The sequence below is a fragment of the Streptomyces silaceus genome (genome assembly GCF_001419745.1).
Classification (GTDB): domain Bacteria; phylum Actinomycetota; class Actinomycetes; order Streptomycetales; family Streptomycetaceae; genus Streptomyces; species Streptomyces silaceus.
The window spans coordinates 1-13,533 of record NZ_LIRJ01000195.1 but is presented as its reverse complement, the minus strand read 5'-3'; the positions used below and the strand labels follow the sequence as shown (position 1 = coordinate 13,533).

The window sequence follows — 13,533 nt, the reverse complement described above, 5'->3', positions numbered from 1 at the left end:
CTGCCCAGGAGCGCACGCTGCACCCGCACCGTTCCCCTGCCCGTGCCCTTCCCCTCGCCGCGCCGCACCGGCTGAACTCCGCCGCCCCCGGCGAGGCCGAAGCCCTGCTCCTGACCTGCTGCGGCAGCCGCCGCTGGGCCCGCAGAGTCGCCGCCCACCGCCCCTATCCCGACCTGGACGCGCTGCTCGCCGCGTCCGACGAGGCGGCGTACGACCTCTCCCCCGGCGACCTCGCCGAGGCCCTGGCCCGCGAGCCCCTCGACCCGACCGTCCCGCTCCAGACCCCGCGCGGCCGGGGCGTCCGTACGCCGCCCCCGGCCACCACGGCCGCCGCCCAGACCGCCCTGCGCGCCGCCCACGCCGCGTACGAGAGCCGCTTCGGGCACACCTTCGTGATCTGCCTGGACGACGTCGCCCCGGACGAGGCACTCGACCAGCTGCTCTCCGGCATCCGGTCACGCCTCGGCAACGATCCGGAGGACGAGCTCGCCCTCGCCTCCGAGGAACTGCGGCGCCTCGCCCGCGGCCGGCTCACCCGTCTCGTCCTCGCGCTGGCCGCCGAAACGCAGGTCAGCGCGGTCGCCGGACACGCCGCGTGGGAAAGTCGCCCACAAACGCGCCCCGATAGCCCGTACGTGCCTGTTTGATTGCCTGTTTGATCACACCGGCGGACCCGGGGCCGGTCCACCGACAACTCGTCGATACGATGACGAGCGGCCGGTGGACCGTACCCGGCCGGGCTCGTCCGACGCCGCGGAGTCAAACTGCTTACGCGTGGCGGCCGGCCCCAATCCCCGCTCCCGGAGGGTTCTGCCGTGCCGGCTGGAACGCTGTACCGCGGCCGGGAAGGAATGTGGTCGTGGGTGGCTCACCGAGTCACCGGCGTCCTCATCTTCTTCTTCCTGTTCGTGCATGTGCTCGACACCGCTCTCGTCCGCGTCTCTCCGGAGGCGTACGACGATGTCGTGGCTACCTACAAGACGCCGATCGTCGCGCTCCTCGAGTACGGCCTGGTCGCCGCCATCCTCTTCCACGCACTCAACGGCCTGCGCGTCATCGCCGTCGACTTCTGGTCGAAGGGTCCCCGCTACCAGAAGCAGATGCTCTGGACCGTCGTCGGCATCTGGGTCGTCCTGATGGTGGGGGCGCTCTACCCGGTCCTCGGCCACGCCGTCCGCGAACTGTTCGGGAGCTGACGCCAGACATGTCTGACACCACGCTTGAGAAGTCCGGAACGTCCGGTGTGGGTCCCGTCGAGGGCGTGTCGCTCTACGACGTCGACAACCCGGCCCCGGTCATCGAGGCCCCGCGCAAGCGGACCTCCAAGACCCCGCGCTCGACCCGCGGCAACTTCGAGATGGCCGCATGGCTCTTCATGCGCCTGTCCGGCGTCGTCCTGGTCGTCCTCGTCCTCGGCCACCTGCTGATCCAGCTGGTGCTCGACGGCGGTGTCTCCAAGATCGGCTTCGCGTTCGTCGCCGGCCGCTGGGCCTCGCCGTTCTGGCAGGTCTGGGATCTGCTGATGCTGTGGCTCGCGATGCTGCACGGCGCCAACGGCCTGCGCACGGTCATCAACGACTACGCCGAGCGCCCGAACACGCGTCTGTGGCTCAAGGGCCTGCTGTACACCGCCACGGTGTTCACCATCCTTCTGGGCACGCTGGTGATCTTCACCTTCGACCCGAACATCCGCTAAAGCCGAGGCGACTTCCGTGAAGATTCACAAGTACGACACCGTCATCGTCGGCGCGGGCGGCGCCGGCATGCGCGCCGCCATCGAGGCGACGAAGCGCAGCCGCACCGCCGTGCTCACCAAGCTCTACCCCACCCGCTCCCACACGGGCGCCGCGCAGGGCGGCATGGCCGCCGCGCTCGCCAACGTGGAGGAGGACAACTGGGAGTGGCACACCTTCGACACGGTCAAGGGCGGTGACTACCTGGTCGACCAGGACGCCGCCGAGATCCTGGCGAAGGAGGCCATCGACGCGGTCCTGGACCTCGAGAAGATGGGCCTGCCGTTCAACCGCACCCCGGACGGCACCATCGACCAGCGCCGCTTCGGCGGCCACACCCGCAACCACGGCGAGGCCGCCGTGCGCCGGTCCTGCTACGCGGCCGACCGCACCGGCCACATGATCCTCCAGACCCTCTACCAGAACTGCGTCAAGGAGGGTGTGGAGTTCTTCAACGAGTTCTACGTCCTCGACCAGCTCATCGTCGAGGTCGACGGGGTCAAGAAGAGCGCGGGCGTCGTCGCGTACGAACTGGCGACCGGCGAGATCCACGTCTTCCAGGCGAAGTCGGTCGTCTACGCCTCCGGCGGCACCGGCAAGTTCTTCAAGGTGACCTCCAACGCGCACACGCTCACCGGTGACGGCCAGGCGGCCTGCTACCGGCGCGGCCTGCCGCTGGAGGACATGGAGTTCTTCCAGTTCCACCCGACCGGCATCTGGCGCATGGGCATCCTGCTGACGGAGGGCGCCCGCGGTGAGGGCGGCATCCTCCGCAACAAGGACGGCGAGCGCTTCATGGAGAAGTACGCGCCGGTCATGAAGGACCTCGCGTCCCGTGACGTCGTGTCCCGCTCCATCTACACCGAGATCCGTGAGGGCCGCGGCTGCGGTCCCGAGGGCGACCACGTCTACCTCGACCTCACGCACCTCCCGCCGGAGCAGCTGGACGCCAAGCTCCCGGACATCACCGAGTTCGCGCGCACGTACCTCGGCATCGAGCCCTACACGGACCCGATCCCGATCCAGCCGACCGCGCACTACGCCATGGGCGGCATCCCGACGAACGTCGAGGGCGAGGTCCTCGCCGACAACACGACGGTCGTCCCGGGTCTGTACGCGGCGGGCGAGGTCGCCTGCGTGTCGGTGCACGGCGCCAACCGCCTCGGCACCAACTCGCTCCTGGACATCAACGTCTTCGGCCGGCGCGCGGGCATCGCCGCCGCCGACTACGCGGCGAAGAACGACTTCGTCGAGCTCCCGGAGAACCCGGAGGAGCTGGTCGTCTCCCAGGTCGAGCGGCTGCGCGACGCCACGGGCACCGAGCGGGTCGCCACCCTCCGCGGGGAGCTGCAGGAGACCATGGACGCCAACGTCATGGTGTTCCGCACGGAGCAGACGATCAAGACGGCCGTGGAGAAGATCGCCGAACTCCGCGCCCGCTACAAGAACGTCTCCATCCAGGACAAGGGCAAGCGGTTCAACACCGACCTCCTGGAGGCCATCGAGCTGGGCAACCTGCTCGACCTGGCCGAGGTCATGGCGCAGTCCGCGCTCGCCCGCAAGGAGTCCCGCGGCGGTCACTACCGCGAGGACTTCCCCAACCGCGACGACGTCAACTTCATGCGCCACACCATGGCGTATCGCGAGGTCGGCGACGACGGCGCCGAGTCGATCCGTCTCGACTACAAGCCGGTCGTCCAGACCCGCTACCAGCCGATGGAGCGTAAGTACTGATGGCTACCCCGACGATGGACAAGCTGGAGGCCCTGGAGAAGGACTCCACGTCCTCCCACCTCATCACGGTCACGTTCCGCATCCGCCGCTTCAACCCCGAGGTCTCGGCGGACGCGGCCTGGGAAGACTTCCAGCTGGAGATCGACCCCAAGGAGCGCGTCCTCGACGGCCTCCACAAGATCAAGTGGGAGCTGGACGGCACGCTGACGTTCCGCCGCTCCTGCGCGCACGGCATCTGCGGCTCGGACGCCATGCGGATCAACGGCAAGAACCGTCTGGCCTGCAAGACCCTGATCAAGGACATCAACCCGGCGAAGCCGATCACGGTCGAGCCGATCAAGGGTCTGACGGTCCTGAAGGACCTGGTCGTCGACATGGACCCGTTCTTCCAGGCCTACCGCGACGTGATGCCCTTCCTCGTGACGAAGGGCAACGAGCCCACGCGCGAGCGTCTGCAGTCCGCCGAGGACCGCGAGCGCTTCGACGACACGACGAAGTGCATCCTGTGCGCGGCGTGCACGTCGTCCTGCCCGGTGTTCTGGAACGACGGCCAGTACTTCGGTCCGGCGGCGATCGTGAACGCCCACCGCTTCATCTTCGACTCGCGTGACGAGGCGGGCGAGCAGCGCCTGGAGATCCTCAACGACAAGGACGGCGTGTGGCGTTGCCGCACGACGTTCAACTGCACGGACGCGTGCCCGCGTGGCATCGAGGTCACGAAGGCGATCCAGGAAGTGAAGCGCGCGCTGATCACGCGCCGCTTCTGATCCTTTCCTTCCGCGTACGGCTCTGTGGGCCCCGCTCCCTTTCCCGGGGGGCGGGGCCCACGTCCGCATCGGCGGCCGTCGTGCCCCTCTTCGTCCCCGCCTCCGCCCCGCCCCCGCTCTGCGCGGTATCCGCTTCGGTTCAGCTGTGTATCAGTGCGTTCACGGCTTCACCCATGCGGTTGATGTACCCAAGGGGCCCACAGATAGCGTGGGTTCCTGTGCCTTCCCCCCACCTCTTCCACGGGAGTCCAGAGTGAACCGCCCCATCCGTCTCATGACGGCCGCGCTGACCGCGTCCGCGGCCCTGCTGTTGACCGCGTGCGGCTCCGGAGGAAGTGACGGCGGCTCTTCGGACAAGATCGCGGGGGCGGATGACGGGGGTGCCACGGCGTCCGAGAAGCCCTCGAAGAAGCCGGACGGGGTCAAGCGGCCCGAGGTCGAGCTGCCGTCGGAGTTCAAGGCGAACTTCGTGGGCTGGACCAACAGCGACCCGAAGCTCCAGGCGATCCTGGACGACGGGCGCGAGGAACTGCGGGCCAAGTACGCGGCCATCATCGACGCCGAACCGAACTCGGAGGCGGTCGCCTTCTACGACTCGGGCAGCTCGCTCGCCACCGCCCGCACATGGATCAAGAGCTTCGTCGAGACCGACGACAGCCTGACCGGCGAGATCAAGGCGTACAACCCGAAGGTCAACATCAGCGACAACGGCGCGGGCGTGCTCTTCTACTGCGTCGACGAGCGCAAGTCGGCCACGAAGAACCGCAAGACCAAGAAGGTCACCCAGACCCCGGACAGCCCCGAATCGGTTCTGCAGTACCGGGCCAGGCTCGCCAAGTCCTCGCAGGGTGTGTGGCAGACCGTCTCCCTCGACACCGTCCCAGGAGGGTGCAAGTGATGCGCAAGACGACCACCGCACGCGCGTTCCTGCTCGCCGCGGCCCTCACCGTCGGCCTCTCCGGCACGTCGGCGTACGCCATCGGCGGCAAGGACAACCAGAACCCGCCGGGGCCCTCCGGCGGCGCCAACGGCAACACCCTGATGGCCGGCGCCGGCACCAGCAGCATCAAGGTCACCCAGGTCAGCGGCGGCAAGGGCGGTTCGGCCAAGCCCGTCGTACCGGTGGACCCGAACTGGAAGCCCCCGGCCTGCTGGTACGAGCCCGTCGCCACGCCCGAGCAGGTCAAGGACGCGGTGGAGCGGCTCAAGAAGAACCCCAACGAGAACCTGGTCCCCGTCACGCCCTCGCTCAGCTGGGGCGAGCAGCTGATGGTCGACCACTACGAGAAGGGCAAGACCCAGTCCGACGGCGCCGAGGGCTACAAGGACTTCAACATCGGCAAGAAGGGCAAGTTCTGGCGGGGCGTCGTCAATCCGGACATGGAGGGCGACCCGGAGGCCTACGACTGCGAGAAGAACCTCTTCTGGCAGGACGCCGGCGAAGTCCCCAAGATCGCCAACGCCCCGACGCCCAAGGTCCTCGCCTCGTACGCGTACGACCAGATCAAGGTCCCCGACACCAAGGTCGAGATGAAGCCGGAAGGCAAGTCGACCGTGAACCTGCCGACCTGGGTGTGGCTGGACAAGGGCACGTTCGAGCCGGTCAAGGTCCGCGCGGAGCTGCCCGGCACGGGCATCTGGGCGGAGACGACGGCCAAGCCCGTCAGCCTCCACCTGGACCCCGGCACCGCCGACGCCGAAACGTTCCCCTCCGACGGCGAGTGCACCGTCGACGACGACGGCAGCATCGGCACCCCGTACACGAAGGGCTCCTCGAAGGAGGACCCGCCGTGCGGCATCAAGTACGAGCGGGCGACCGGCGGCTCGCCGTTCCAGATGAAGGCGTCCATCACCTGGGAGATCACCTGGGAGGGCTCGGACAACGACGGCGCACACGACCTCCCCAACGGCACCTTCGAGGGCACCCAGGACGTGAACGTCCAGGAGATCCAGTCGATCAACCGCTGACCACCGGCGGCCACCGGCGACCACCGGTAAGTCCAAGCAGTACGTCGGTCTCTCCATGTACGCGGCGTCGGCACACCGCCACACTCCGGTTCAAGTCCCCATCGCACAGGGGGACTTGAACCGGACGCCCGCCGCCGCGCCACGGAGGACCCGCCCATGCCCCGTCGCAGACCCCGATCCCTCGCCGTCAGGGCCGCGCTCGCCGTTGTGCTGCTCGGTTGCGCGCTGGCCGTGCCGTCCGGCGCCGAGGCCAAGAGCGCCGCCGGGAACCCCGCGCCCGTCACCGTCCCCGCCCTGCGCAACTGGCAGGGCGGCAGCGGCACTTGGGAGTTGACCCGCGCCACGCGGATCGTCCTGGCGCGCGGGGGCGGTGAGGCGCTGCGTCCCACCGCCGCCCTCCTCGCCGACGAGCTCGCCGACCAGGAGGGCATCCGACCCGCCGTGGTCGACGGCAGGCCCCGGGCCCACGACATCGTGCTCGGCCTCGGCGCCGCCGCCGGAGTTCCCGAGTCGAGGGCGTCCGAGGGGTACGCCCTCGACGTAGGCGACGAACTCCGCATCACCGCCCGCGAGCGCCAAGGCGTCCTGTACGGCACCCGCACCCTCCTCCAGGCCCTGCGCACCGCCCCCGTCCCCCGCACCGTGGCCCGCGGCACGGCCACCGACTGGCCCACGCAGTCCTCGCGCGGGCAGATGCTCGACGTGGGCCGCAAGTACTTCCCCGTCGCCTATCTGAAGCAGCAGATCCGCCAGACCGCCTGGTACAAGCTGAACACCTTCCACCTGCACCTCTCCGACTGGAACGGCTACCGGATCGAGAGCGCGTCCCACCCCGAGATCGTCGCCGCACAGCACTACACCCGGCGGGAGTTGACGGACCTGGAGGAGTACGCCGCCCGCTACGGCGTCACGATCGTCCCGGAGATCGACCTCCCCGGCCACGCCGTGTCGATCGGCGACGCACGGCCCGACCTGGCCTTCACCTGCGAGCCGATGTCCCGCCCCGCCAACAGCTGGGAGGGCTCGGAGCGCGGCCACTGGACGCTCGACTACACCAAGCCCGAGACCCGCGCCTTCGCCAAGGAACTGATCGCCGAAGTCGCGCAGACCTTCCCGCGCAGCCCCTACGTCCACATCGGCACCGACGAGCTCCCCCAGACCACGGCCCAGGACGCCTGCCCGGAACTGGTCGCGTACCAGAAGGCGAAGGGCCATCCACACCCCGGCGACGTCCTCGTGGAGTTCACCGACGAACTCGACGCCGCCGTCCGCTCCCACGGCAAGACCACCCAGATCTGGCAGTGGTGGGACTTCGGCCAGGAGACGAGCATCGACCCGGACAAGCGGATCGTCGTCAACGAATGGCTGTCGGGGCCCGAGGACCGCGCCGCCGAGGGCTACCAGGTCGTCGGCTCACAGGACGGGCCGCTCTACGTCTCCCCCGGCTTCGGCGCCAAGCCCGGCAGCTACGGCTTCTTCGACGTCAGGACCACCTACCGCGACTACCCCTTCACGGCCGCACCCGGCATCCAGGGCTACCGCGTCTCCCGCTGGTCCGACCGCACCCAGACCTTCGCCGTCGGCTGGGTCGACCACTTCGCGCGGCGGCCGCTCGCCGTCGTGGCGGACCGCACCTGGGCCACGCCGGCCGGTTCGGACGTACGTCCCTTCCTCGACCGTTACGACCAGGTGGGCGACGCGACACCGGTCCGCGACCCCGACCCGGCCGACCTGGAGTCGCAGATCGGGGCGAACCCCGGAATGCTGCCGGGGGCCGGATTCAGCGCCACCGCCACCAGCGAGGAGACCGCGGGCGAGCCCGGCGGGGCCGCACGCGCCGTCGACAACGACCCCTACACCCACTGGCACTCCGCCTACGACGCCACCCTGCCGCAGCAGTTGACCGTGGACCTCGGCAGCAAGCGGCGCATCGCCGGCCTGCGCTACATGCCACGCCAGGACAGCGGCGTGAACGGCATGGTGAAGGAGTACGAGGTCCTCGTCTCCGACGCGGCCGCGGGCGACGAAGCGGGCGAGGGCTGGCGGAGAGTCGCCCGTGGGGCCTTCCCCGCGGACCGTACGGAGTTCATCGTGCCGTTCCCGACGACGGACGCCCGCCGCGTGGCGCTGCGGGTCCTGAGCGAACACGGCGGCAAGGGCACGTACGCGTCGGTGGCGGAGCTGGACGTGGTGCGGGGACGCTAGTGCCCTGGTGTCCCAGCGCTCTGGCGCCCTGGTGCCCTGGTGCCCTGGTGCCCTCCAGGGGTACGAGCCGTACCGCGTACGTCCGCCGGACGGCCGAAGTTGTGACCGTCCGGCGGCACGCCCCATGCGCGCCTGCGCCCTGACGGCACCCACCGGCCTAGCCTGACGGAATGTCAGACAACCAGTCGGTCGGCCTGTCCGCTGACCAGCCCACCGGCCAGTCCGCCGAGCAGTGCACCGAGCAGTCCGCCGACCAGCACGCGGATCTGCTCGGCTTCGACAACGTCCTGTTCCCCGTCGGCGACCTCGGCGAGGCCGTCGCCTTCTACGAGCGGGCCGGCTTCCCCGTCGCCTTCCGGCTCGACGAGATCGGGCTCGCCATCCTCAAGGTCGGCAAGGAGACGCCGGGCGTGCTGCTGCGCGTGGAGGACGGCATCGTGCCGCGTACGCCGCAGTGGCCCTCGCCGCGCCTCTGGCTGGAGGTGCGGGACGCCCGCGCGAAGGGCCGGGCACTCGCGGCCGCGGGCATCCCCCTGCTCACCGAACCGTTCTCCGTGGCCACGGGCTGGACCGTGGAAATCGCCGACGCCTGGGGCAACGTCATCGGCTTCACGGACTACCTCAAGCGCCCGGAACTTGCCCGAAACACCTGACCACCGGACCCCCGAACCGGGGCGCCCCGAAAGCGGCGCGGGGAACCGCGCGACCAGCCAGAACCCACCCGCAGCAGGAAAGCCACCGCCACCCCCAACCTCGCCCTGCTCGCGGCGCGGCCCCAGCGACCGCACGCCCTCAGAGCTGGCTGAGGATCGTCGGATCCGTTATTCGGTCGTCCTTGGCCAGCATCATCGCCTTGCTGAGGACGACCGCCAGCGTCCGGTCGCCCTCGAAGGGCAGATAGCCGGTCCCGCCCACCGCCGCCGACCCCGATGCGGCCGGGACGATGCACACGTACTGATCCGCGGGCGTCCGCAGCACGTTCCCCGATCCGAGATGGATCTTGTACGTGTGCAACTCGCCCCGCACGTGCAGGAAACGCCCCTCGACCGAGCACCGCTCGCCGATCGCGAGCCGCGGCAGCAACCGGGCGACCACGTCCCGTCGCGTCTTGGCGCCCGGCCCCAGCTCACCGAAGCCGTACGCCGTCCAGTACTCGCGGAAGCGCCCGGCGGGGCCGCCGTCCTGCCACGTGGGGTCGTTCCCCACGCTGGCCACCCCCACGAACAGGTCGACGTCGCGCAGGACTTCGCTCAGGACGAGCTCCGGTATCTCCGCCAGGGGCAGCGCGTCGACCGGCTCGCGGCCGTCACGCAGCCACATACGGTACTCACCGCCGCTCGCGTGCGCGAAGTTCTCCGGGGCGTCGATCGGATAGAAGCGGACCTGATCCGTGCGGACCCGCAGATAGCTGCCCGCGTCGGTGAGATCGTCGAGCCATCCGTCGCCCCCGACGCCCTCGATCCAGTACTCGGCGCGCAGCCCCCACCGCGGCAGCTCCCGCACGGCGGGCGGATACTCGTCGTCCACGCACAGCCGCAGCTTGTTGCGCCAACCGCGCACCGCGGCGAGCGAGTTGAACTGGTGCTGCCGCAGGACGTGCGCGGCGAAGCGGTTCGAGTACGTCCCCGTGGTCCGCTCGGCGTCGGTGAGGAGGTACACCTCGCGGTGGGCCTGTTTGAAGGGCTGGGTGATGCCGTGGCGCTCCAGCCAGTCCCGCCAGGCGACGACCTCCTCGGGCGGGTGGCCGACGGGGTGCCACAGTGAGACCGTCCCGCCCGCGGTGACCGGTTCGTCGGCGAGGGTGCGCAGGTCCCCGTCGGCGTACCCGCAGGGCGTCCCGTCGACCGTCCACAGGAGGCGACGGGCGAGCGTGCCGACCAGGGGGTGGTCGAGGAAGCGCTCGCGCCACGCCGTGTAGGTCCACTCGCGGCGCGCCAGGAACTGCCGGTCGAGCCGCTCCGCCTGCGCCGAGAGCATCTTGTCGATGTCCTTGACGGCGGCCTTCAGCTCCTTCAGCTCGTCCGCGTGGTCGCGCTTGACGGCGGCGGGCGCGGCCTTGACCTGCTTGCCCGCGGCGTTGCGCCACCGGAGGGCCGCCTTCGATCCGGTGACCGTCACCTCGGCCTCGCAGTCGCCGAGCCGGCGCACGGACCGCCCGACCTCCGTCAGGCCGTACACCGGAACGGCCATCTCCTCGACCTCGGCACGGCTCAGCCCGAGCGCCCACGCGCGGGCCTCCAGGCCGGCGCCGATCATCTTCAGCGTGGTCTTGTACGTGACCCGGGTGGCGAGGCGTGACAGTTCGGCGAGGGAGGCCTCGCCCTCGGCGCGGGCGAGGGCGACGACCCCGGCGTTGGCGACCTTGGGGTTGCGTGGGCCGAGGCCCTGGACCTTGCGCAGGGACGTCTCGACGAGGGCACCGAGGGCGCGGGCCGCCTCCGGGTGCGGCGGAAGCAGCGCGAGGGTCCAGGCCAGGCCGCGGATCGCGTTGGCGTTGAACGGGTCGTACTCGTCGTTCGGCGCGACGCAGTAGGCGTGGGCGGTGTTCGCGAACGGCCGGGTGCGGGGCCGGCCGACCAGGGCGAGCCAGGCCACCAGGGTGTCCCGCACCGTGTCCGCGCCCAGCGGCTCGACCAGGGCGCGGGCCGCCTTCTCCCACTTGGCGTTGGGTTGGGCGGACTTGGCGGTGAGCGCGTGCCGCACGAGCGCGTGCCAGGCCTCGTCCCGGTCGGCGAGGTCCGCGAGCGCCTGGTCGGACCAGGCCTCGCCCGGGTTGAGCGGAGGGTCGGTCAGCGCGTCGACGGCCTTCTTCAGGGAAGCGCCGTCCTCCCAGTACAGGACGATGAGGGTGCGCCGCAGGGCGGCGACGGCCATGGCGGGCGGCGTGCGGCCGGCCGCGCGCTCGGCCTCGACGAGCGCGGCGGCCGCGTGCGTCGCCTGCACGCAGTACATCCCGCCGAACTCCTCCAGGCGTGCGGCCCGCTCCGCCGCGAGTCGGTCGCCCGGCAGGTCCTCGCCGATGAGCTCCACGAGGGTGAGCGCGTTGAGCCGCGTGGGCGAGGACGCGTGGTACGGATCGCTCAGCTCCACCAGGGAGTCGGTGACCCGCAGGCGCTGGTCCCGGGGCAGGGCGCGGACGGTGGCGAGGACCTTCTCGCCGTCGTGGCTCCACTGATTGTTGTTGGTGATCGCCGTCTTGAGCAGTTCCTCGGCGAGGCCCGGCAGGTCGCCCTCGGCGGCCAGCCGCTCGACGTTCCGCACCCGGTCCGGATAGTGCCTGGTCATCAGCCACCCACCAGCGGGACGAGCTTGAGGAACGTGACCTCGGTGCCGGGCCTGAGGTCGATCTGCGCGTCCAGGTCCTCGACCTGCCGCTCGCCGACCAGCACGAGGAAGCCGTTGCGCCCGAACGCCTCTATGGCCTGCTGGAATTGGCGCTCGGGATCTATGCGGCGCGGTGTGCGCAGCGCGTACCCGTTCAGGGTCTGCTCCGTGTCCGTCGGGCGGACGAGCCCGCGGAACACGGCGGGCGTAAGGGCGTTGAACTCCGCGACTTCCTCGAACACGCGCCGCCGGACCAACTCCCGCAGCGCGAGCCGCTCTTCCGCGATCTCCAGCCCCCAGGCCTCGCCGCGCTCCCCCGATGTCGTCTCGTCGACGAAGGTCACCATTCCCATGCCTCGAAGGTAAAGGGCACCACTGACAACGGCCCCGCTCCGCGCCCCCCAGCGCCGGCAGCGTCCGTCTCCGCCCCTCGTGACCTGCGGCGTTCACCCTCGCACCAGCGCCCACACCGTCTTGCCGTACCGGCCGCGGCGCCACACGCCCCACGCCTCGGCGAGGGTGTCGAGGAGCCATACGCCCCGGCCGTTCTCGTCCTCCCAGCTCTCCGCCTTGTGCATCTCGGGGCCCGACGGGCTCTCGTCGGACACCTCGATGAAGCACGAGCCGTCGGCCAGCACCGTCACCGCGACCTCGAACTCACGCTCGCGCACGAGGCCGTGGACGATCGCGTTGGTCGCCAGCTCGGACACGAGGAGCACGGCGTCATCGCTTGCCGCGTCGTCCTCCGTATGCCCCCAGGCCGACAGATGCTCATGCACCCTCATCCGGGCGAGCGGCACGGACGCCGGGTGCGGTGGCAATCTGAACGCATCCCGTCTTAACAAGTCTTCGCTCCCCCTCTGGCGCAGCACACATCACGAACCGCACAAATATCCGACACACAATGCTGCGCAGAGGAATCACTCGATGTCACTGAGTCACGCTCTGGCCCGGCCTTATCCGGCCAGGTCCGTGCCAACTGCCCGCACGGCGCGGTTCGTATACGTCTCTGCCCTGCTCAGACCTGCCGCGACGCCAACTCGACCACGGTGATGTCCGACGGGGCGCCGACCCGCACCGGCGGGCCCCACGCACCCGCGCCGCGCGTCACATAAAGCTGCGTGTCTCCGTATTGTTCAAGGCCCGCGAGCGTCGGATTGGCCAGGTCGGCGACGAAGTTGCCGGGCCACAGCTGACCGCCGTGGGTGTGACCGGAGAGCTGCAGATCCACGCCGTGCTCGACCGCGTCATGAATGACCACGGGCTGGTGTGCGAGGAGGACGGAGGCCCGCGAACGGTCCCGGTCGCCGAGCGCCTTGGCGAAGTCGGGGCCCTTGCCCTCGTTCTCGCCCGCCACGTCGTCGACACCCGCGAGGTCGAACGCGGGGAGTTCCGTGCGGGCGTTCTCCAACGGGACGAGGCCGAGTTCGCGCACGTGGTCCACCCACTGCTCGGCGCCGGAGAAGTACTCGTGGTTGCCCGTGACGAAGTACGCGCCGTGCCGTGCCCGCAGCCCCGCGAGGGGTGCGGCGGCCGGGCGCAGGTCCTCGACGCTGCCGTCCACCAGGTCGCCCACCACGGCGATCAGGTCGGGCTGCGTGGCGTTGATCGTGTCGACCACGCGCCGCGTGAAGCCGCGGCCGAGGACCGGGCCGAGGTGGATGTCGCTGACCACGGCGATCCGGAATCCATGCGCGGCGCGCGGCAGCTTCGCCAGCGGCACGGTGACGCGCTTCACCTTCGGGCCGCGCAGTACTCCGTACGTCCCGTATCCGACGGTCCCGACGGCGGCGGCCGCGGCG

Annotated in this window: 13 protein-coding genes; 9 read left to right on the top strand and 4 right to left on the bottom strand. The window is 70.3% G+C overall.

The features are described from left to right. From AOK22_RS19495 to AOK22_RS19455, 9 genes are all read left to right on the top strand, one after another. The coding region (locus AOK22_RS19495; RefSeq protein WP_063795294.1) for a 2-oxo-4-hydroxy-4-carboxy-5-ureidoimidazoline decarboxylase at nucleotides 1-647 on the top strand (647 nt) is incomplete at its 5' end. 168 nt (nucleotides 648-815) lie between these two features. Further along, nucleotides 816-1,196 (top strand): succinate dehydrogenase, cytochrome b556 subunit, encoded by a 381-nt coding sequence (gene sdhC, locus AOK22_RS19490; protein WP_079036679.1) that lies wholly within the window; start codon nucleotides 816-818, stop codon nucleotides 1,194-1,196. An 8-nt stretch (nucleotides 1,197-1,204) separates the two neighbouring features. Further along, nucleotides 1,205-1,696, top strand: a complete 492-nt coding sequence (locus tag AOK22_RS19485) for a succinate dehydrogenase hydrophobic membrane anchor subunit (protein WP_055699964.1) — start codon at nucleotides 1,205-1,207, stop codon at nucleotides 1,694-1,696. Nucleotides 1,697-1,712: 16 nt separating this feature from the next. Continuing rightward, nucleotides 1,713-3,467, top strand: coding sequence for a succinate dehydrogenase flavoprotein subunit (gene sdhA, locus AOK22_RS19480; protein WP_055699963.1), 1,755 nt, complete (start codon nucleotides 1,713-1,715; stop codon nucleotides 3,465-3,467). Then, nucleotides 3,467-4,234: a succinate dehydrogenase iron-sulfur subunit gene (locus AOK22_RS19475; RefSeq protein ID WP_055699962.1), complete on the top strand. Its 768-nt coding sequence runs from the start codon at nucleotides 3,467-3,469 to the stop codon at nucleotides 4,232-4,234. The genes sdhA and AOK22_RS19475 overlap by 1 nt, the downstream gene beginning before the upstream one ends. A gap of 253 nt (nucleotides 4,235-4,487) precedes the next feature. Next, nucleotides 4,488-5,132 (top strand): hypothetical protein, encoded by a 645-nt coding sequence (locus tag AOK22_RS19470; protein ID WP_055699961.1) that lies wholly within the window; start codon nucleotides 4,488-4,490, stop codon nucleotides 5,130-5,132. Beyond that, nucleotides 5,132-6,202, top strand: coding sequence for a hypothetical protein (locus tag AOK22_RS19465; RefSeq protein ID WP_055699960.1), 1,071 nt, complete (start codon nucleotides 5,132-5,134; stop codon nucleotides 6,200-6,202). The genes AOK22_RS19470 and AOK22_RS19465 overlap by 1 nt, the downstream gene beginning before the upstream one ends. Nucleotides 6,203-6,358: 156 nt before the next feature. Further along, nucleotides 6,359-8,407 (top strand): family 20 glycosylhydrolase, encoded by a 2,049-nt coding sequence (locus AOK22_RS19460; protein ID WP_079036678.1) that lies wholly within the window; start codon nucleotides 6,359-6,361, stop codon nucleotides 8,405-8,407. Nucleotides 8,408-8,577: 170 nt separating this feature from the next. Further along, nucleotides 8,578-9,060, top strand: coding sequence for a VOC family protein (locus tag AOK22_RS19455; protein WP_237773360.1), 483 nt, complete (start codon nucleotides 8,578-8,580; stop codon nucleotides 9,058-9,060). Between the two features lie 139 nt (nucleotides 9,061-9,199). Here AOK22_RS19455 and AOK22_RS19450 read toward each other — a convergent pair whose 3' ends face one another. From AOK22_RS19450 to AOK22_RS19435, 4 genes are all read right to left on the bottom strand, one after another. Then, nucleotides 9,200-11,692, bottom strand: coding sequence for a DUF4132 domain-containing protein (locus tag AOK22_RS19450; RefSeq protein ID WP_055699958.1), 2,493 nt, complete (start codon nucleotides 11,690-11,692; stop codon nucleotides 9,200-9,202). After that, nucleotides 11,692-12,084, bottom strand: a complete 393-nt coding sequence (locus tag AOK22_RS19445; protein ID WP_055699957.1) for a hypothetical protein — start codon at nucleotides 12,082-12,084, stop codon at nucleotides 11,692-11,694. The genes AOK22_RS19450 and AOK22_RS19445 overlap by 1 nt, the downstream gene beginning before the upstream one ends. 93 nt (nucleotides 12,085-12,177) lie before the next feature. Then, nucleotides 12,178-12,576, bottom strand: coding sequence for an ATP-binding protein (locus AOK22_RS19440; protein ID WP_055699966.1), 399 nt, complete (start codon nucleotides 12,574-12,576; stop codon nucleotides 12,178-12,180). Between the two features lie 173 nt (nucleotides 12,577-12,749). Next, on the bottom strand, nucleotides 12,750-13,533 hold a 784-nt coding region (locus AOK22_RS19435), incomplete at its 5' end, for a metallophosphoesterase (RefSeq protein ID WP_167357857.1).

Excerpts from the sequence above, each read along its gene's own strand:
- AOK22_RS19475 (WP_055699962.1), top strand. The coding sequence starts at position 3,467 with ATGGCTACCCCGACGATGGACAAGCTGGAGGCCCTGGAGAAGGACTCC.
- AOK22_RS19445 (WP_055699957.1), bottom strand. The coding sequence starts at position 12,084 with ATGGGAATGGTGACCTTCGTCGACGAGACGACATCGGGGGAGCGCGGC.
- AOK22_RS19450 (WP_055699958.1), bottom strand. The coding sequence starts at position 11,692 with ATGACCAGGCACTATCCGGACCGGGTGCGGAACGTCGAGCGGCTGGCC.
- AOK22_RS19460 (WP_079036678.1), top strand. The coding sequence starts at position 6,359 with ATGCCCCGTCGCAGACCCCGATCCCTCGCCGTCAGGGCCGCGCTCGCC.
- AOK22_RS19465 (WP_055699960.1), top strand. The coding sequence starts at position 5,132 with ATGCGCAAGACGACCACCGCACGCGCGTTCCTGCTCGCCGCGGCCCTC.
- AOK22_RS19455 (WP_237773360.1), top strand. The coding sequence starts at position 8,578 with ATGTCAGACAACCAGTCGGTCGGCCTGTCCGCTGACCAGCCCACCGGC.
- AOK22_RS19485 (WP_055699964.1), top strand. The coding sequence starts at position 1,205 with ATGTCTGACACCACGCTTGAGAAGTCCGGAACGTCCGGTGTGGGTCCC.